Consider the following 17,888-nt stretch of genomic DNA (forward strand, 5'->3'; position numbering starts at 1 on the left):
GGCACCGGCGAGCAACCAGCCGCCATGCACGAAGTGTCGGCACATACCCGACAGGAAAAGAGAAATGAGCCCGGACTCACCGGCGTCGACGTCACCGCATTCCAAGCTTCGCCTTTACCTGGTCGCGCTCGCGGTCGTTCTCGTGGCAGCATCCGCGGCGGCGGTGATGTTCATCGTGCGGGACGGGTCTGGCCTCAAGGTCCGCTACGAGGTCGAGGCCACCAGCAAGACCGCCACCATGATCACGTGGACCAATGGAACGAGCTCGGAAATTTCCAAGGTGCCGGCCTCGCTCGGAGAGACAGCCGGCCTCCCCTGGTCAACCACCGTCACCTTCAAGAAGTCCCAGCAGTACGTAGCCGTAGCGGTCACCTTGAGCGAACCCGGAAACGCCACCTGTCGCATGTTCTTCGACGGCGAAAAGGTTGCGGAGACCACCAACCCGGGGGGCGTGATCTGTGAAGGCACAACCCCCTAGGCGAAACGGCTTCCCGGAAATCGCCGCCGCGCGTCGACCCTGATCGACCGCGCGGGAAGTGGACCATCTGACGAGCAACGATGCTGGGCTGACCGCCGTGTCGCCGGCCCCCTGACGGACCGGCGTGCGGGGCTGCTTCCCGTGCACCCGCCGACCGACAATCAACAGTGACAGTCGAGCTCGATGACGAAGGCGTCCTCCGGCAGGCCTTCCAGACAGGGCCAGACCAGCGAGGCGAACGCCGGCGTCTGCTCCATGTCCAGCCATCGGCCGTCAAGCGTGACCAGCGCGTACGTCATCAGCGCGGACTCGACGGCGGTGTCGAGAAAACGCTGCTCGTCGTCTCCAAGGTAGGTGACCTCGTCCCGGCCGTCGGTCCACAGCAGGCCGAAGACGTCGCCCTCGTCGTCGCTGCGGGCCCGGATCTCCGCGATGAGGGGTTGCGCCTCGTACGCCTCCCGCGACGCGCACGTCTCGAGGGACCGGGCGGGTGGATGCCGGGATACCGCCTCCCGCCAGGCGGCCCACAGCTGTCCCGCCCGATCCCGTGCCGCCGTCCGCATCCCTTCCAGATCGAGCATCCGTTTCGGGCCGCCGTCGCACCGCAGCGGATCGGCAGGCCATCGGGTGCTGGGCAGGATGAGCGGGCTGTCCGCGTACTCCGGCCGGACCAGAAACTGCCCGGACGGGTGCCAGTGGTCCCACTCCCCCAGACCGGTCTCGTCGTCGATCCGGAAGGGCGCCATCACCGCGGCGACGGCCGCCTGCCAGTCCGCCTCCGCCCCCGGAGCCAGGCAGACGTAAACCCCGAAATGCGACAAGGCTGCTCCCTATAACGCCCTGGACTTCCTCGCGTCTTGCATTACGTCCCAGCCAGCCGCTGCGCAGGATGAGGAAAGCTCAGTCGAAGCCCATTGTCGGCTTCGGATCGGGGCCCGGCAAAAGCCCCTCACCATGATCATCTCTGTCACCGGCGGCACGGGTGATGGGATCGAGGTCGGCCACCAGGGCTTCCAGCCGGGCTTCCTCGTACAGCCCGTCGGCGTCGGGCAGCCATTCGGTGGCGCCGGGTAAGGCGAGCATCTCGGTGAGGAAGCCGCGGCCCGCGGCGTCACGGTCAGCGGTGACCCGGAGTCGGACGCCGTCGGCGGCGAGGCCACGCAGCAGTGTCCAGGCTGCTGATGAGGGCCGTCCGTAGATACAGACCAGCGGCAGGCAGGCGCTGCCGAGTCGGTCGGCGGCGGCCTCGGCGACGGCGGGGTTCTCGCAGACGCGCACGACGGTCAGGTCGGGTCCGGGTGTCCAGTCTCCGCGCAGGCTGCGGCTGGTCAGCCAGACCGGTTCGCCGTGTACGGCTGCCGCGCCCGCGATCCGGGCGGCCGGTGCCTTCCCGATCAGGGGAAGGTTGAGGACCAGGACGGTGGCGGAGACTTCGTCGCAGCCGATGCCGTACTGGGACCACACCTGCCGCCACCGGTCGGCGGTCAGCGCGGTGTCGGCGGCGAAGGCGGCGTCATCGTCCGCGGCGGCCGCGGCGGCCGCGAGTAGCCGGGCGGCGGCGCGGCCGAGGTCGTGGTCGCGGTCGAGGCGGTGTGGGTCGCCGTAGAGGGAGTTGGCGATTTCGGCGAGGGGACGGCCGGTGCCGGGCAACGCTTGCCACAGGTGTTGCAGGTCGTCGGAGCGGCGGGTGGCGGTCTCGGGGTCGGTGCCGAGCCAGCGGCGTTTGCGGGCCAGGCGGACGGCGTGATCGGGTAGGCCTGCGGTGGTGAGGCCGGTGTAGGCGGCGTCGATGCGGGCGGCGGCGCGGGCGGCGGCTTCGTCACGGCGGCCGCGAACGTCCTCGATGGCGCCGCCGGTACGGGTCAGCAGGTCGAGCAGGTCGTCGCCGGCTCGGAGGAGGGCGGCACGGAGTCTGCCGAGGGTCACGGGCTGACCGGAGGTGTCCCACGCCACGCCGAGGTAGCGGGCCACTTGGGCTCGTTGCGTCGCGGTGAGCTCGACGCGGACGATGACACCGTTGCCGGTGCGGCGTTCCTGCAGCAGTTCACGGACGGCGGTGAGGACCTTCCGGGGGCCGGGTTGGGCGGCCCATCGGTCGGTTGCCGCGCTCATGCGGGCTCGCTTTCGCCGATGCCGGCCGCGTCCGATGTCTGCTCGGTGTCGGTGTGGTCGGCTCCGTTGGTGTGCGACGGCTCGGCCGGTGCCGGGTCGGTGAGCATGGCCGCGAACAGGTCGGGACCGAGGTTTTCGGCGCTGCGGCGTGGGGTGAGTAGCCGGGTGGCGTAGTCCCCGACGGGGATCTGTTCGAGGGTGTGGCCGGCCCACAGCATCAGGGACAGGTCGACGCCGGGGATGGGTGCGGGTGCGCGGGTGATGATCCAGACTGCGGCGGCGGGGACTTGCGCGACGGCGACCAGGGGTGCCGGGCCGGCGAGCAGGAAGTCGAGGTCGAAGTCGGTGAGCATCCGCATCATGGTGGCGCGGTTGGCCGGGTCGACGCCCTCGAAGGCTTCGTCGAGCCAGAGGGGGCGGGGTGCGTTCGGGGATTCGGAGTACAGGGCGACCAGGGTGGCCAGCAAAGGTTGCAGGAGGGTGACGACTTTGCCGCCGCCGGAGTCGACGCCGTGGACTTTCCTGGTGAGGTCCTTCCATCGGTTCTCGTCCTCGTCGCTGTCGCCGACCTTGTATTGGGCGACCACGTCGAACCAGGCGCGGTAGTCGAGGAGTTCAGCGAGGCGGTCGGTCCAGTCTTCGGTCCCGACGAGGCCGGCTTCCTGGGCTTCGCGGAGGCGGGCGCCGAGGAACAGTTGGATCTGTTGTTGCGCGGCGTCGGATTCGATGGTGCCGTCCAGGAGTGCTTTGAGGATTTTGAAGCCGGGGGTCTGGCCTTCCGCGGGGACGCGACGCAGTCGCAGGGTGGTCTTGTTGGCGCCGGTCGGGTGTTTCTCGAGGACATCGTTGACGATCTTGAGCAGGGTGATGACCTTCCGCATCCGGTCGGCGAGGTGGTCGATGAAGGTGGACGAGAGAAGTTCGGTGTACATCTGGTGGAGCTTCTCGTCGTGGGTGCGCGACAGGTCGTCGACCAGTTTCTGCAGGTGCAGGATGGCTTCGGCGGGGTCGAGCGGGGTGCCGGAGGCATCGACGATCAGAGTGACCGACGGCAGGGGGTGCTGTTCGTCGGCTTCGGTGGTGATGACGGAGCGACCGCCGTGGGCTTCCAGAACGGTGCGAAGGTCAATCAGGGCGCTGCCGAGCATGCGGGAGAGGGCGGCTTCGGCGCGTTTGGCTTTGTCGTCGAGGCGGTCGGGCCACGTCAGCGGGCGTAGGTGCTCGGTGGCGGTGCGGGCGTGGGCTAGCTGTACTGACCCGAGAGGTTGGGGACGCGGCTGGCGGGTGGTAGGCCGTTGAGTGCGGTGTGTCCGCGGTGGTGATTGTAGGTGTGTAGCCAGGCGGGCAGGGCTTCGCGGCGTTCGGTTTCGGTGCGGTAGGCCCGGGCGTAGGCCCATTCGTCGAGCATGGTGCGGTTGAAGCGTTCGACTTTTCCGTTGGTCTGGGGCCGGTAGGGGCGGGTGCGTTTGTGGGTGATGCCGGCGGCGGCGAGTGCGTCATGCCATAGGTGGGAGCGGTAGCAGGAGCCGTTGTCGGTCAGTACCCGTTTGACGGTGATGCCCCGGCTGGTGAACCAGGCGTGGGCGCGTTGCCAGAAGGCTGTGGCTGTCTCGCGGGTCTCGTCGGGCAGGATTTCGGTGTAGGCCAGCCGGGAGTGGTCGTCAACAGCGTTGTGCAGGTAGTGGTAGCCGAGGTTGGGCCGGCCGTGGTGGGTGCGGGGACGGGCCGGGTCCCGGTGGGCCGAGCTGTGGCGGTTGCCGTCGGCCCGGCCGTGGACGCGGTGGCCGCCGCCGTCGGGGATGTTGCCGAGTTTCTTGATGTCGACATGGACCAGATCGCCTGGTGTGTCGTGTTCGTAGCGGCGGATCGGCCGGCTGGTGGCCCGGTCCAGGTGGGTGAGCCTGGCGAGCCGGTAGCGGGTCAGGACCCGGTGCACGGTGGCCGGGTTCAGGCTCAGGAAGTAGGCGATCCGGGCGGGTCCCCAACGGCGCAGGATGCGGACCTTGATGATTCGCCGCTCAGTGCGGGTCGGAGTCTGTGACGGGCTGTGGTGTGGTCGCGAGGAACGGTCGGTCATACCCGCCGGCCCGTCGGTGCGGTAGCGGTCGGCCCACCGTTTCGCTGTGGTCGTGCTGACCTGGAAACGTTCGGCGGCTCGCCGTAGCGGCCATCGGTCATCGACCACGCAGCGCGCCAGGCGCAGCCTGCCGGTCTCGGACAAGGGTGCATTACGGTGGGGCATGAGGGCCTCCGCAGGTTCGGGGTAGGACGTCGCAATCCACACCGAACCCGAAGGCCCTCACCTATTTCAAGATCTCCCCGTCACCAACGTCCGTGGTCAGTACAGCTAGCGCGGCGGGCAGGTCGCGGCTGTCCGGGGTGGGCAGGTTGCGGGCGGTGGTGAGACCGGCGTCGACGGGGGTCCACCAGGCGGTGGCTGCGACGTCGCGGTGTTCACCGGCTGCGGTGTGGTCCTTGCAGGCGCTCTTCCAGGCGTTCTCGGCTTCGCCTGCCTCTTTGGAGCGGGCCAGGCCTTCGCGTCGGCTGGCTGAGATCGACGGGCCGTATTCCTCGACTCTGCGTTCGAGTTCCTCGGCCTGGGCGAACAGCTGTTGAGCGTCGGCGTCCACGAATTGTTCGGCCAGGGTCGCGTTCGTGTCGGCCAGTTCGGCGGCTGCCGCTTCGTCCTCGGCGAGGGTGGTAGCGGCGCTGACCCGATCCTCTTCGGTGATGAACCGGTCGGCGGCATCGGTTGCGGCAGCGGTGGCGGCGGTGAGCCCGCGCAGTGCCAGCCTCAGGGTGCCGGCGGCGGTGGCGGTGGTGTCGAGGGCCGCGGCAAGTGCGTCAAGGTGTTCTTCTCCGGTGGGCAGCCGGTTGTCGGTGCCGTAGCGGGTGACCTCTGCTGACTTCTCCTGCGACAGGGTGCGGGCATGCGCCTCGCGGCTGCGGGCGTCGCGGTGGGCGGTGCCGGCCTTCTCGGCTTCGGCGGTCGCGGCAGTGTGAGCGGCGGCGGCAGCGACCACGTCGGCGTCGGTGGGTGCCTGTCCGGCGATGGCGCGCAGGCTGGTGACGCGGGTGCTGACGGTGTCTGCTTCACCGGCGAGGCGCTGCGCTTCGTCGCGGAACGCGGTGGCCCGTGCGCGTAGTTCTGCGATGTTGCGGCGGCGGGTCGCGGCGCGGGCGGCGGTGCCGATCAATGCAGCGCCGTGTTCGGCGGGCGCTGCCCGGCCGGCTGCGGCGGTGGTTTGCCAGCGTCCGTCGGCGGCGAGGCACACGGTCGTGGTGAGCGGGCCGTCAGGGGTGTAGCCGATGCCGTGGAGGACCTTCGTGACGGCCTCGGTGAGGGTGGCGGCGTCTTCGGCGGGTTGGAGAACGGCGGCCAGCGAGGTTGTCGCGGCAGGCAGGGTGCCGGTGGTGATGACGACGTCGGCACCGTGCTCGGGGTTGAAGGTGCCGTCGGGAGTGACCCAGGTGTCGAGCAGGCCCGCGGCGGCCAGGGCCGCCTCGACATGGTCGAGGACGGCGGGGTCGAGATCGTCGACCGGATCGAGCAGTCGCCACAGCGGGGCGCCCGCCGCTGTGGGGAAGGCGGGGCGTTCACGGCGGGTCCAGCGGGCCGGCGGGCTCGGGATGGGGTCGCCGGCGGCGGCGAGCCGGTCAGCTTCGGCGTCCGCCGCGGCTGCTTGGTGGGTGGCCGTTTTCGCGGCGGCGCGCAGGTCGGCGGCGCGGGTGATCAGCGGTACGGTGACCGGTTCGAGCCACTGGTGGGTCAGCAGGGCGGTGAGCAGTTCCCGGGGCCGCTCGACGCGGGTCTGGTCGGTGACGGCGGTGATCCACTGGGTGCGGATCTCGGTCGGTGGCGCCCATTCGTCGAGTGCCGAAGCCCAGCGTTCCAGGTCGTCCGACAGCGTCTGCACCGCTTGCTGCAGAGCATTCTCGGTGGCGGTGGCTGCGGCCGTCCGATTGTGGAGTTCGGTTTGCGCCTTCTGCGCCAGGTCGTCGAGGGTGTTCCAGGTCGCGGCGGCGGTGCTGGCGGCGCGGATGAGTTTGCGGAGAGCGGCGACTTGCCCGCGGCGGTTGGCGATTGCGGCGTCGAACCGGTCCACGTCGCCGGCGGCTGCCCAGGCCGGTGCGTGTTCGCCGAGCCCGGCGGCGGTGGCGGCCTCGACAGCGTGCCCGCCCGCGATCTCGACCTCGTCTCGGGCAACGCCGAGCTCTGCCCGGGTCGTGTCGCGACGGCCGGTTGCCTTCTGCAGGTCAACGCGGGTCGTGGCCAGTTGGGCGGTGGCCTTGCGGGCGCGCTCAGCAGCGGCGTTGGCGTCGGCGCGCAGGCGTTTCGCGTCGTCGGCGCGGTCAACGGCGGTCGTGTACGCCGATGAGCGCAGCAGCTGCATCAGGTCGGCGCGGGTCCGTCCGAGGGCCTTCTCCAGGTCGATGGTGTTCTGAGTCTCCTCGTTGAGGCGGGCGCGCGCCTGCTCAAGCTTCCTTTCCGCCGCGGTGGCGTCGTCGCCGGCCTTGATGAACGCAGCGTCAGCGGCGATCAGTGTGTCGGCGTGCAGCCGCAGGACGGCATCGGCCCAGGGCCGCCACGCCCGGTTGAGGTAGACGGTGATCGCCTTGCGGGCTTCGTCGGCGTGGTCACGGTCGTGGGCCAGCTGTTCGAGTTCCTGCCAGCCGTTGGCCAGCTCGGTCACCTCGCTTTTCGCGACCGGCGGAAGCGCGGAACGGATCTGGGAGGTGAACCAGGCCGGGTCGAGTTTCTGCCCCAGGTGTGGGGTACGCAGCACCTTCAGCATCTCGATCACGGTCGCATAGCGTTCGGTGTCGTCGAAGCCGAACAGGTCGGTGGCGAGCCGCTCGGTGTAGTCCGCGCCCTTCGGGTAGACAGTGAGCCCGTCGACGCCCTCGAGTTCCCTGGGCTCGGTGACCGCCTGTCCGACGGCCAGGTCCAGGCCGTCGCGGACGCGGGCGGTGCCGCGGCAGACGACCCAGGCCCGGGTCATCTGCTTCACGCCGCGTTTGGTCTGGGTGTAGAGCATGGTGGTGAAGAATTCGGGGGCGCCGAGCGGGCCGACGCGGCCGTATTCGACCCAGGCCCAGCCCCGGTTGGTCGAGGTGGAGGCGTCACGCCGGTCCCGGTCGTCGGTGACGGGTTCGACGTAGTACCGGTATTCCTTCTCGGACTCGCCGAAGGTGTCGACGTACTTGCGGTCGAGGCTGCCGGCGAGCATGAGCAGCGTGGTCAAGGCCATCATGGTGGACTTGCCGGACTGGTTCTGGCCGACGAACTGGGCCCGGCCGTCAGCGAACCAGTACTCGGCGACGTCGAATTCCCACAGTCCGATCACGCCTGCGCGCAGGACCTGCCAGCGGCTGCGGGACGGGGCGGGGAGTCCGGCGGTGGTCACGGCGTCACGCCAGGCGGCCAGTTGCTCGTCGGTGGCGGCCGGCCCCGGCGCGGGCAGGTCGATCATCGTCATCGGGTGGGCTCCGTGGTGTCGATCAGGGTGATGTCGGGGTCCCGGTAACGCCCTGCGACCGGTGACAACGTCCACGAGCCGTCGGCGCCGACCTGGAGCAGGCCGAGTTCGGTCAGGATCGTTTCGGCGTCGGCGCGCACGCTGCCGGGCACGGTTTTCTGGTCTTTCGACATGTAGTCGCCGCGCCATGCCACAAGGTCGTCGACGACCTCGTCGACCTGTGTGCCGGTCAGTCGGACCGTGCCGGTGGAGGTCCGGGCGCCGTGGCGGCCGGCGAGGTCGGCCATCAGCAGCGCGACCCAGTCCGCGGCGCGGGCGCGGGGCCAGTCGACGACGCTCGGCTGCCGGTCGGGATCATCCGGTAGGACGAGGAGCAGGCCCTCGGCGCGCGCTTCCACCGTGCCGCCGGTCATCTGCGCCAGATCGGCGGTGCGCAGGCCGCGGGCTTTGCGCAGCGCGTCGGCGTCGTGTTCGTCGAGGTCGGCGTAGACGACGGCGGGGGTTTCCAGCAGCTCTCGCAGCTGCCGCACGGTGCGGGTCGCGGCCAGCTGCTCAGCATCGGCCGCGGCGGTGTGCAGGGCCGCGGCCAGGACGTCGGGGCTGGTCATCAGCAGCAGGGCGTCCCGGTCGACGTCATAGCCGGCGCCGGGCCCGGCACCGTCTTCGGTCCAGTCGAGCAGCATTTCGTCGCTGGTGCGGCGGCGTAGCACTCCCCAGTCGGCGAGCAGGGTGGCGGCGTCACGCAGCAGCCGCCGTTGCGGTTTCAGTTCCGGGTCGTAGCCGGTGACGGTGGACCCGGCGGCGCCGGTCAGGTCGCGGACCATGTCGGACAGCTGCTGCAGGGTGACGGTGGTCGAGACTTCTTCACAGCAGGCGGCGAGGCAGCACGCCAGTGCCAGCAGTCGCCGGCCGGGCGCGCCGGCGGGGCGTGGTGGTGCGGTGACCTGTCCGCCGATCGGTACCCGGATGAGACGGACGGCGCGGCCGACGCGTTGGATGCGGTAGCCGGCGCGGCGAGCGTGGTCGGTGATCTGGCGTTGGTGGCGCAGCACGTGCCGGTGCAGGATCCGGTTGGTGGCCGGGGTGATCAGGGGTTGGGCGAGCAGACCGAGGAATGCCTGCTGGGCCTGCTTTTCGACGGCGGAGGTCGCGGTGTTCACGGGCGGCTCCCGGCCGGGGTGATGTGCAGGGCGATGTCGGGGTGGACCAGGCGTCCGTCGGGGGTGTGCACGATCGCGGCGGGTGCGCCGTCTGGTGGCGGGTCGGCGTGCAGCAGCCAGCGCGCGTCGCCGGTGGTCGCCGACCTGATGCCGGTCGGGTCGGGGCGGGCTGCGGCGATCGTGGCCAGCAGAACGAGCAGCATCTGCAGCTCATCGGCGCTTACGTTGCGCCATTGCGAGAGTCGCTGCCCGGACCGGGCGAGGATCGCGGCTTCGGTGAGCGCGGCGTGCGCTGCCATGCGGGCAGCACGTTCCCGGGCGGCGCGTTTGGCGCCCGTGCGGTCGGCGATGCGGGCTGCGGTGCCGGTCACGGCTTTGGGGCCTTGTTTACGCAGCCGTGCTTCGATCGGGACCGGGTCGGCTTCCCAGAACGACACCGCGCCGGCGCTGCCGGCCGGCGGGTTCGTCTCGCCCGGTAGGTGCCGGGCGGAGAAAAGCCCGGTGGCGGCGCACCACAGTCGCCAGGCGGCGTGGTCGTCGGCGGCTGATTCCAGGCGTGCCGCCAGGGCGAGCAGTTCGGCACGCCGGGAGACGTGCCCGCCGACCGCGGCAAGGGTGCGCTGCCCGCGCAGGAGCGGCCCGATCGTGTCGCGCATCTGCCGGCGTAGTTTGCGGGCCTGGCAGTCCGGGCCGTCGAACCAGCGCCGCAGCGTTTGCAGGGTGTGCTGGTGAGTGTCGACCAAGGCGTCGATCGCCGGGTTGTCGGCGTTGGTGCCGAGGGTGTGTACGGCGATGCGCCGCCACACCCCAGCCGGGAGCAGGGCGAGTTTCCCGGCACGGGTGGTGATCGTGTCGGAGTGGGTGTCGATGCCGGCGCCCCACATGTCGACGTAGCGGCGCAGCGTCTCCTGCACGGTGGTGATCTTTTCCGGCGTCGGGGCCCCGGCCAGGGCCCCGGCGAGGCGGGCCTGCCAGCCGGCGGCGGCTTTCACCATCGACTGATGCGTGGTGGCGATCACCGACCAGGCTGCGGCGGCTGCGGCCGGGTCGGTGCGGGCGTACTCGTACAGCAGGTTCAGGTTCGCGGTCAGGATGCCGGGGGCGAGAGTGGCGGCGGCTTCGGCCGCGCTGTCATCCCCGAGCGAGGTGATTGCCCGGTGCAGCTGGGCGACGGTCTCGGTCAGCTGGTACCGGTCTCGGTCGAGGACGAATTCAGCGTCCCGGACGGCTTTGTCCTGGAACGTGTACACCACACCCCAGCGTTCGAGCCGGGCCATCCGTTCCTTGAGCCGGAAGCCGGGATCATCGAGCAGGGCCGTGTCGACGCCGAGGTGGCGCAGGCGCCTGCGCAGCAGATCGGGCAGTTCGGTGGCGGCGACGCCGGTCAGCGTGTGTTCCTGCTCGGCCAGCAGCACGTCCACGATCAGCCGGTACTGCGCCGCAAACCGGCTGGTCAGATAGCTTGCCTGCAGCAGGCCGCCGGGGAGGCCGGCGAGCTGCCACAGGTCGAGGCCCGCAGCGGGACGTTCGTCGTCATCGTCCTCGGAACTGTCCGGCCGCACCCGCATCCCTTTCTTCGCCGCAGTCCGACCGCGCGCTCATGCCTGCGACATGCGGACCGGGCGAGCTGCCGTTCGGCGAGCATAAAAGCTGGTTGCGGCAGTTCCCGCCTGGCGGGTTCGTCCAGGTGACAAAACCCACCATGATCAACTGATGGCGTTGTGCAGTCACGGCACCACTCAACATCACCGTTCCGCTCGGGGCGGGACAACTGTCCACTCCTTGACACTTGTCGGCCGGGACATCCCGGAGCCGGCCCGGCCGGGGGTGGACCGTTGCGGCGCGGCGGGTCAAGATGTGGCTTGGACCACCATCCGGGGAGGCACTCGTGGTGCAGCAGCAGCTCAGTATCAGCACCGGACCGGCGGAGCCGCCGCTGCTGGACCGGACGATCGGCGCCGACCTCGTGGCCACCACCGCCCGCTACGCCGAGCGGGAGGCCCTGGTCGACGTGGTGTCCGGGCGGCGCTGGACCTATGCCGAGCTCACCGCCACGGTCGACGCCGTCGCGCTCGGCCTGCGCGCACTCGGGGTCGGCACGGGTGACCGGGTCGGCATCTGGGCCCCGAACTGCCCGGAGTGGGTGTTCCTGCAGTATGCGACGGCTCGCCTCGGCGCCATCCTGGTCACCGTCAACCCGGCGTACCGGACCCACGAGTTGAGCTACGTGCTGCGCCAGTCCGGGGTTCGCACCCTGATCGCCGCGCCGTCGTTCAAGACGTCCGACTACGCCGCGATGATCGACGAGGTGCGCGACGAGTGCCCGGACCTGATCGACGTGGTCCTGATCGGTCAGGAGCAGTGGACCGCGCTGACCGGCACCGCGCCGGAGCCGGGGGTTCTCGACGCGATCGGCGGCACCCTGCACCCGGACGACCCGATCAACATCCAGTACACGTCGGGGACGACCGGCTTCCCCAAGGGCGCCACGCTGTCACACCGCAACATCCTGAACAACGGTTTCCTCGTCGGCGAGTTGATCGACTACACGGCGGCGGACCGGATCTGCATCCCGGTGCCGTTCTACCACTGCTTCGGCATGGTGATGGGCAACCTGGCGGCGACCAGCCACGGCGCCGCCATGGTCATCCCGGCGCCGGGCTTCGACCCCGCGCTGACGCTGCGGGCCGTCGCCGAGGAGAAATGCACCTCGCTGTACGGCGTGCCGACCATGTTCATCGCCATGCTGCACCACCCGGACTTCGCCGGGTACGACCTGTCGTCGCTGCGCACCGGCATCATGGCCGGCTCCCCCTGCCCGGTGGAGACGATGAAGCAGGTGATCGACCGGATGGGCATGACCGAGGTGTCGATCTGCTACGGGATGACCGAGACGTCACCGGTCTCCTGCCAGACCCGCCCCGACGACAGCCTCACCCGCCGGGTGTCGACGGTCGGCCGGGTGGGCCCGCACCTGCAGGTCAAGGTCGTCGACCCGGCCGGTGCGACGGTGCCGATCGGCGAGTCCGGCGAGCTGTGCACCCGCGGCTACTCGGTGATGCTCGGTTACTGGGGGCAGCCGGAGAAGACGGCCGAGGCGGTGGACGCGGACGGCTGGATGCACACCGGCGACCTGGCCGAGATGGACGCCGACGGCTATCTGCGGATCACCGGCCGGATCAAGGACATGGTGATCCGCGGCGGGGAGAACGTCTATCCGCGCGAGGTCGAGGAGTTCCTGCTGACCCATCCGGACGTGGTGGACGTGCAGGTGATCGGCGTCCCGGACGAGAAGTTCGGCGAGGAGGTGATGGCGTGGATCCGGATGCGCCCCGGCGCGACGCCGCTGGACGCGGCGAATGTCCGCGCTTTCTGCGCCGGGCGGCTGGCTCACTTCAAGATTCCGCGGTACGTGCGGCTGGTGGACGAATTCCCGACGACCGTCACCGGAAAGGTCCGCAAAGTCGAAATGCGCGATATCTCCACCCGCGAGCTGGCCCTGACCAGCAAGTCAGATGTCTGACCCGATTCCTCGGACGTCCTCGATCATGGCACGATGTGCGTTCACGTGAAGCCCCGGGAACGGTGAGCGGTCTTTTTCCGAAGGACGCGCGCCGCAATCGAGCCAAACCTACCAGAAATGGAAAAACGTAATGAGCAGCCCCGATCCGTTCGACGGGCAGCAGCCGGCTTACGGGCAGCAGCCCCCGCCCCCGCCCGGCTACGGCCAGCAGCCCGGCTACCAGCAGCCCGGTTACGGCCAGCAGCCGCCGCCTCCGCCGCCCGGCTACGGGCAGCAGCCGGGCTACGGTCAGCAGCCGCCGCCCCCGCCCGGTTACGGTCAGCAGCCGCCGCCCCCGCCGCCCGGCTACGGCCAGCAGCCCGGCTACGGCCAGCAGCCGGGCTACGGCCAGCCCGGCTACCAGCAGCCCGAATACGGGAAGGCCCCGTACGGCGCGCCCGGGACCGGCGTCGGCCAGCCCGGCAACCTGATCGACCGGTTCGTCGCCCGGCTCATCGACGGCGTCATCGTCGCCATCGTGGTCAGCGTCATCAGCGTCATCCTCGGGATCCTGTCGAACTCCTGGTTCCTCAGCACCTTCCTCTCGGCGGTCGTGGATGCGGTCCTTTTCCTGGGCTACTTCGCCTACATGGAGTCCAGCCAGGGGCAGACGATCGGCAAGCAGGTGATGAAGCTCCGGGTGTACGGTCCCGACCGGGCCAGCAACCCGACGTTGGAGCAGGCCATCCGCCGCAACATCTACGCGGGCCTCGCCATCCTGAACATCGTCCCGATCCTCGGTCCCGTCATCAGCGTGCTGGCCGCGATCGCTGCGGCCGTTCTGACCGCGGTCGGCATCAACAGCGACCCGCAGCGCCAGCACTGGTTCGACAAGTTCGCCGGCGGCACCCAGGTCATCAAGGTCGGCTGATCCCGGCCGGCCTGTGCCCATCGCGGCGCAGGCCGGCCGAAAGCCGCTACTCCGTGGGCGGGCCGGGGCTGACCGGCCCCGTCTCGTATGCCGTCACCACGGCCTCGACCCGGTCGCGCAGGCTCACCTTCCCCAGGATCCGAGCCGCGACCAGGGGCGCCAGCAGCACGAACGGCCGGTATCCTGGTCGTCCCGGCCATGACCGGCAGCGGCGGCCTGCACCTGCCCGACACCATGCTTGCGGTGTACGACCGCCCACCGTGACCGCCCTGCTCCCGGCGGGCTGGGCGGCCCGCACCCGCACCGCCACCGCGCTGCGCACCGAGTAGTCGCGTCCTACCGATCCGGCCGGCCGGTCCCTCGACACCGGCCGGCCGGCGCGCTGATCCCTCGGCACCACCCGGCCGACGCTGGTCCCTCGACACCGGCCGGCCGGCGCGCTGATCCCTCGGCACCACCCGGCCGACGCTGGTCCCTCGGCACCGGCCGGGCGGATCGGCGAACGCAACAATCCAGCCAGCCGGCGAGGCGGCGAGGCGGCGAGGCGGCGAGGCGGCGAGGCGGCGAGGCGGCGAGGCGGCGAGGCGGCGAGGTCAGGCCACCACATCGACGATGCTCACGATGGCGTCCTGGATGCTGGCCGGCTTCGCCCCCGCCGCACTCGTCTTCCGCCGCTACACCCTGGAACCGACCGATGACGGGAAAGCGGCGGCCCGCTACCCGACCGACGACGAGAAAGCGGCGGCGGGCCACCCGACCGACGACGAGAAAGCGGCGGCCGGCCCCCGACCGACGACGAAACGCCGACGGCCGACGATCAGCCCGTCGGGGCCAGCCGATAGGAGCCCTTGCCCCCGCACTTCGCGGCATACATCGCCTGGTCCGCGGCGTGCAGCAGGGCGGTCGCGTCCCGCCCGTCGCCGGTCGCCACACCGATGCTGGCGTGCACCCGCACGTGTCGGCCGTCCGGCAGCCGGCACGGCTCGCCGACCGCCTGGACGATCCGTTCGGCCAGCGCGGCCAGGTCACCGGCGGTCGCGTCGGTGGCCAGGACCGCGAACTCGTCGCCGCCGAAGCGTGCCGCCACCTGGTCCGGGCCGGTCGCCGCCCGCAGACGGGCGGCGACTTCGACGAGGACGGCGTCACCGGCGGCGTGCCCGTACACGTCATTGACGGGTTTGAAGTCGTCGAGGTCGATCAGCAGGACGCCGGCCCGGGACGCGGCGCCGAGCCGGTCGAGGAACAGGGCGCGGTTGCTCAGTCCGGTGAGGCTGTCGGTGAACGCCATGGTGTGCAGGCGGCCGGCGAGGGCGTCGCGTTCGGCGAGCAGTTCGGCGTTGGCGACGAACGCGGTGAGCTGCCGGGCCACCACGATGCCGGTGCCGATGACCACGCCGGCGACCGCGATCCAGGCGCGCCGGTCCAGGCCGTCGAACGCCAGCGTGCCGACCAGCAGGGCGAAACCGGCGGCCAGTGCGACATAGGGCAGCAGGCTGTACGGGCGGTCCCGCACCCGGTCGGGCAGCACGTGCACGGTCCGGTACTGCGCCCACGCGGCCATCATCAGCAGCGCGTGCGCGGTGACGGTGAGTGCGAAGATCACCCCGGGGTGCCCGCTTCTGACCAGTTCGGGGCCGAGTCCGCGGGCGAGTCCCTCGACGCCGGCGGCGAACGGGCCGAGCACGCCGAGCGGCCAGCGGAACGGGGCCGCCCCGCTGAGGTAGAGCCGGCCGATCGCGAACGCGGTCAGCATCGCCACCACCGGGGCGGCGCCGACGGTGAACATGTCGTAGGCGAACCCCGAACCTCCGCCGGCGGAGGCCGCCCAGCACAGGCCGTAGGCGCCCGCCGTGGTGACGACGGTGGCCAGGTCGTAGAGGTAGCAGAGCCGGGCCCGGGCCGACCGGTGCCCGACCGGATAGGTGAGCACCACCCCGGTCAGGCCGAGGCAGCCCACGCTCAGGGCGATGGTGCGGACCATGCCGGTGCCGGTCAGCGCGGCGACCGAGTCCGGGTCGGCCACCGCGGTCGCGATCTGCGCCCACTCTCCCGCGGCCCAGGTCGCGGCCGCGAGCCCGAGGGAGCGCCAGAAGCGGCGGCGCGGGTCGGCCCGGTCCATCAGCGCGCCGGCCCGGAAGGCGAAGTACGACATCATCGACGCGTACGAGCCGACCGCCACCCAGCAGGTGATCACCTGGGCGGTCAGCGGTCCGGGGGCGGCCAGGTACCACGCCGACAGGACCGCGGCGGCCCCGAGGGCGAGTAGACGCACACTGTCTCTATCGGCGTGCGGTCCGGCGGCTTGAGCCAGTGGGCACTACGGTGCCGGATCGTGAAGCGGGTATCGATCGTCGTTGTCGTTCTGGTGCCGCGGCTGACCGCGGTCGGGGGCGCCGGCCAGGTCCGCGCCCAGCACCGGAAGACGGCCGCCGAGCCGGCCACCACGCGACGGCTGGCCGCACTGGAGGCATCGAAGACCCCGCTGCAGCGGGCGGCGCGCGGCATCGACCTGGCCCGGCGCCTGGGTCGGGTGACGAATTTCGCCGTGGTGCCATCGGTGATGCCACCCGGCATCACCGGATGACGGCCGACACCGATCCGGCCACCGACGGCAGCGTCGACCTGCACGCTTTCCCCCCGGCACCGCCGTCCCCGATCATGAAGGCGCCATGGTGGGTGGACGCCGCCCTGGAAGGCGAACGCACCTGGTGACGCCAACCCGGTTGCGCGTGGCATCACTATGATGTCATAGTGGCGTCATGGAACTACGCCCGTACATCGACGCTCTGCGGCACGAGCTCGCCGTCGCCGCCGCGGCCGGTGGCGAGGAGGCTCGTGAGCTCGCCGAGCGGCTGACCGCGCCGCTGGAGTCCGCGACCCGGCTCGCTCTGCTCGACGCCCTGTCCGAGGCGGCCGCCGAGATCACCCGTGACCTCGCGCCCGGCTCGGTCGACCTGCGGCTGCGCCACCGCGAGCCGACCTTCGTCGTCACCGCCCCGGCGGCCGACCCGTGGTCGGAGCCGCCGGTGCCCGAGCCGCCCGCCGCGCCCGGGCCGCCGCCCGCCCCGCCGGCGGCTCCGGCCCCCGGCGACGACGAGGCCACCGTCCGGATCAGCCTGCGCCTGCCCGAGCACCTCAAGGGCCGGGTCGAGCAGGCCGCCGCCCGGGCCGGCATCTCGATCAACACGTGGCTGATCCGCGCCGCGGCCGCCGCGGCCGACGGCGAGACCGCCCGCCCCGCCACCGGCGGCTCCACCACCGGCGGCCAGCGTTACACCGGCTGGGTCCGGTGACCCCCTCCAGGAGAACGGAGCCTGTCATGCCCCTCTTCGACACCCCCGGTCCGATCGCCGTCTCGGCCGACCTGGTCGCCGCCGACCTGCACGTGATCGCCTCCGACCGGGCCGACACCGTGGTCACCGTGACCCCCGGTTCCGCCGGTGAGGACCGGGACGTCCGGGCCGCCGAGCAGACCCGGGTCGAGTTCGCCTCCGGCACGCTCATCGTGCGCGGCCCACGGCAGGCCGGCTTCGGCATCTTCGGCCGGGTCGGCACCGTCGACGTGGTGATCGAGGTGCCCACCGGTTCCGACCTGGAGGTCAAGCTCGGCGTCGGCGGCGCCCGCTGCATCGGGGCGTTCGGCGCCTGCCGGCTGCGGAGCGGCGCCGGTGACCTGCGGGTCGAGCAGGCCGAGAGCCTCAGCATGACCACCGGCATGGGTCTGGCCACCGCCGAGTCGGTCACCGGCGACGCGCACCTCACCACCGGCTCCGGCAAGCTGCGGGTCGACTCGGTGACCGGCCCGGCCGTGCTGAAGAACGGCAACGGTGACACCTGGGTCGGGCACGCCGGCGGCGAGCTGCGGGTCAACGCGGCCAACGGCGACATCGGCGCCGACCACGCGACCGGCCCGGTCACCGCGAACACCGCGAACGGCAACATCCAGGTGCGCGAGCTGGTCCGCGGGGTGGCCACGCTGCGCAGCTCGGCGGGGCGGATCGAGGTGGGGGTCCGCACGGGCACCGCGGCGCGGCTCGACGTGCACACCTCGTACGGCAAGATCCGAAATGAATTGACCGCGGCCGACGGACCGGCCGAGACCGACGAGCGGGCCGAGATCCGCGCCCGCACCTCGTTCGGCGACATCCTGATCCACCGCGCCTGACCCCTCCCCTGGCCTCCCGGCCGGCGACGACATGTCCCGGCCGGCGATGGACCCTGCCCG

General features: G+C 71.2%; 17 protein-coding genes. 8 read left to right on the plus strand and 9 right to left on the minus strand.

Features of this window, described 5'->3' with window-relative positions:
• Positions 1-64 precede the first annotated feature (64 nt).
• Positions 65-478: a hypothetical protein gene (locus ACSP50_RS22140; protein WP_014691503.1), complete on the plus strand. Its 414-nt coding sequence runs from the start codon at positions 65-67 to the stop codon at positions 476-478.
• A gap of 161 nt (positions 479-639) precedes the next feature.
• Here the strand turns inward: ACSP50_RS22140 and ACSP50_RS22145 are convergent, their stop codons facing one another.
• The 3 genes from ACSP50_RS22145 to ACSP50_RS22155 all read right to left on the minus strand — a co-directional run bounded on the left by ACSP50_RS22145 (position 640) and on the right by ACSP50_RS22155 (position 3,522).
• Complete coding sequence (locus tag ACSP50_RS22145) at positions 640-1,299, minus strand: hypothetical protein (protein WP_014691504.1); 660 nt, start codon at positions 1,297-1,299, stop codon at positions 640-642.
• 79 nt (positions 1,300-1,378) lie between these two features.
• A complete protein-coding gene (locus ACSP50_RS22150) occupies positions 1,379-2,590 on the minus strand; it encodes a TIGR02679 domain-containing protein (protein WP_014691505.1) in 1,212 nt (403 codons plus the stop codon).
• Positions 2,587-3,522, minus strand: coding sequence for an SbcC/MukB-like Walker B domain-containing protein (locus ACSP50_RS22155; protein ID WP_231956686.1), 936 nt, complete (start codon positions 3,520-3,522; stop codon positions 2,587-2,589). Before ACSP50_RS22155 ends, ACSP50_RS22150 begins: the two co-directional genes overlap by 4 nt.
• A 3-nt stretch (positions 3,523-3,525) precedes the next feature.
• Here ACSP50_RS22155 and ACSP50_RS44105 point away from each other — a divergent pair, with 3 nt between their 5' ends.
• Positions 3,526-3,807 carry a hypothetical protein gene (locus ACSP50_RS44105; RefSeq protein ID WP_231956687.1) on the plus strand — a complete coding sequence of 94 codons (282 nt, stop codon included), beginning with the start codon at positions 3,526-3,528 and terminating at the stop codon, positions 3,805-3,807.
• A gap of 26 nt (positions 3,808-3,833) precedes the next feature.
• Here the strand turns inward: ACSP50_RS44105 and ACSP50_RS22160 are convergent, their stop codons facing one another.
• The 4 genes from ACSP50_RS22160 to ACSP50_RS22175 form a co-directional block, all read right to left on the minus strand.
• Entirely contained in the window at positions 3,834-4,832 is a 999-nt protein-coding gene (locus ACSP50_RS22160) for an IS481 family transposase (RefSeq protein ID WP_014689635.1), read from the minus strand.
• A 61-nt stretch (positions 4,833-4,893) separates the two neighbouring features.
• Positions 4,894-8,070 (minus strand): hypothetical protein, encoded by a 3,177-nt coding sequence (locus tag ACSP50_RS22165; RefSeq protein ID WP_014691507.1) that lies wholly within the window; start codon positions 8,068-8,070, stop codon positions 4,894-4,896.
• The gene (locus tag ACSP50_RS22170; protein WP_014691508.1) at positions 8,067-9,230 is read right to left on the minus strand and encodes a TIGR02678 family protein; all 1,164 of its coding nucleotides are present in this window, start codon (positions 9,228-9,230) and stop codon (positions 8,067-8,069) included. The genes ACSP50_RS22165 and ACSP50_RS22170 overlap by 4 nt, the downstream gene beginning before the upstream one ends.
• Positions 9,227-10,798: a DUF2397 domain-containing protein gene (locus ACSP50_RS22175; protein ID WP_014691509.1), complete on the minus strand. Its 1,572-nt coding sequence runs from the start codon at positions 10,796-10,798 to the stop codon at positions 9,227-9,229. The genes ACSP50_RS22170 and ACSP50_RS22175 overlap by 4 nt, the downstream gene beginning before the upstream one ends.
• A gap of 320 nt (positions 10,799-11,118) precedes the next feature.
• On the opposite strand from ACSP50_RS22175, the gene ACSP50_RS22180 reads away from it, so the two are divergent.
• Both ACSP50_RS22180 and ACSP50_RS43080 read left to right on the plus strand, forming a co-directional pair.
• Complete coding sequence (locus ACSP50_RS22180; protein WP_014691510.1) at positions 11,119-12,753, plus strand: AMP-binding protein; 1,635 nt, start codon at positions 11,119-11,121, stop codon at positions 12,751-12,753.
• A 130-nt stretch (positions 12,754-12,883) separates the two neighbouring features.
• A complete protein-coding gene (locus tag ACSP50_RS43080) occupies positions 12,884-13,663 on the plus strand; it encodes an RDD family protein (RefSeq protein WP_172898785.1) in 780 nt (259 codons plus the stop codon).
• Positions 13,664-13,709: 46 nt separating this feature from the next.
• Here ACSP50_RS43080 and ACSP50_RS44630 read toward each other — a convergent pair whose 3' ends face one another.
• Complete coding sequence (locus ACSP50_RS44630; protein WP_014691512.1) at positions 13,710-13,832, minus strand: hypothetical protein; 123 nt, start codon at positions 13,830-13,832, stop codon at positions 13,710-13,712.
• Positions 13,833-14,480: 648 nt separating this feature from the next.
• Positions 14,481-15,935, minus strand: coding sequence for a GGDEF domain-containing protein (locus ACSP50_RS22195; protein WP_014691513.1), 1,455 nt, complete (start codon positions 15,933-15,935; stop codon positions 14,481-14,483).
• Positions 15,936-15,995: 60 nt separating this feature from the next.
• Here ACSP50_RS22195 and ACSP50_RS22200 point away from each other — a divergent pair, with 60 nt between their 5' ends.
• The 4 genes from ACSP50_RS22200 to ACSP50_RS22210 are packed head-to-tail and all read left to right on the plus strand — an operon-like array spanning position 15,996 to position 17,828.
• Positions 15,996-16,247 carry a hypothetical protein gene (locus ACSP50_RS22200; protein ID WP_014691514.1) on the plus strand — a complete coding sequence of 84 codons (252 nt, stop codon included), beginning with the start codon at positions 15,996-15,998 and terminating at the stop codon, positions 16,245-16,247.
• Complete coding sequence (locus ACSP50_RS44635) at positions 16,244-16,375, plus strand: hypothetical protein (protein ID WP_014691515.1); 132 nt, start codon at positions 16,244-16,246, stop codon at positions 16,373-16,375. The genes ACSP50_RS22200 and ACSP50_RS44635 overlap by 4 nt, the downstream gene beginning before the upstream one ends.
• 47 nt (positions 16,376-16,422) lie before the next feature.
• On the plus strand, positions 16,423-16,956 hold the full coding sequence (locus ACSP50_RS22205; protein WP_014691516.1) for a hypothetical protein: 534 nt from the start codon (positions 16,423-16,425) through the stop codon (positions 16,954-16,956).
• Between the two features lie 26 nt (positions 16,957-16,982).
• Positions 16,983-17,828 carry a DUF4097 family beta strand repeat-containing protein gene (locus tag ACSP50_RS22210; RefSeq protein ID WP_014691517.1) on the plus strand — a complete coding sequence of 282 codons (846 nt, stop codon included), beginning with the start codon at positions 16,983-16,985 and terminating at the stop codon, positions 17,826-17,828.
• Positions 17,829-17,888 lie beyond the last annotated feature (60 nt).

Source organism: Actinoplanes sp. SE50/110 (assembly GCF_900119315.1).
In the GTDB taxonomy this organism is placed as follows: domain Bacteria; phylum Actinomycetota; class Actinomycetes; order Mycobacteriales; family Micromonosporaceae; genus Actinoplanes.

Excerpts from the sequence above, each read along its gene's own strand:
- ACSP50_RS22175 (WP_014691509.1), bottom strand. The coding sequence starts at position 10,798 with ATGCGGGTGCGGCCGGACAGTTCCGAGGACGATGACGACGAACGTCCC.
- ACSP50_RS22155 (WP_231956686.1), bottom strand. The coding sequence starts at position 3,522 with ATGTACACCGAACTTCTCTCGTCCACCTTCATCGACCACCTCGCCGAC.
- ACSP50_RS22150 (WP_014691505.1), bottom strand. The coding sequence starts at position 2,590 with ATGAGCGCGGCAACCGACCGATGGGCCGCCCAACCCGGCCCCCGGAAG.
- ACSP50_RS22165 (WP_014691507.1), bottom strand. The coding sequence starts at position 8,070 with ATGACGATGATCGACCTGCCCGCGCCGGGGCCGGCCGCCACCGACGAG.
- ACSP50_RS22140 (WP_014691503.1), top strand. The coding sequence starts at position 65 with ATGAGCCCGGACTCACCGGCGTCGACGTCACCGCATTCCAAGCTTCGC.
- ACSP50_RS43080 (WP_172898785.1), top strand. The coding sequence starts at position 12,884 with ATGAGCAGCCCCGATCCGTTCGACGGGCAGCAGCCGGCTTACGGGCAG.
- ACSP50_RS22205 (WP_014691516.1), top strand. The coding sequence starts at position 16,423 with ATGGAACTACGCCCGTACATCGACGCTCTGCGGCACGAGCTCGCCGTC.
- ACSP50_RS22160 (WP_014689635.1), bottom strand. The coding sequence starts at position 4,832 with ATGCCCCACCGTAATGCACCCTTGTCCGAGACCGGCAGGCTGCGCCTG.
- ACSP50_RS22210 (WP_014691517.1), top strand. The coding sequence starts at position 16,983 with ATGCCCCTCTTCGACACCCCCGGTCCGATCGCCGTCTCGGCCGACCTG.
- ACSP50_RS44635 (WP_014691515.1), top strand. The coding sequence starts at position 16,244 with ATGACGGCCGACACCGATCCGGCCACCGACGGCAGCGTCGACCTGCAC.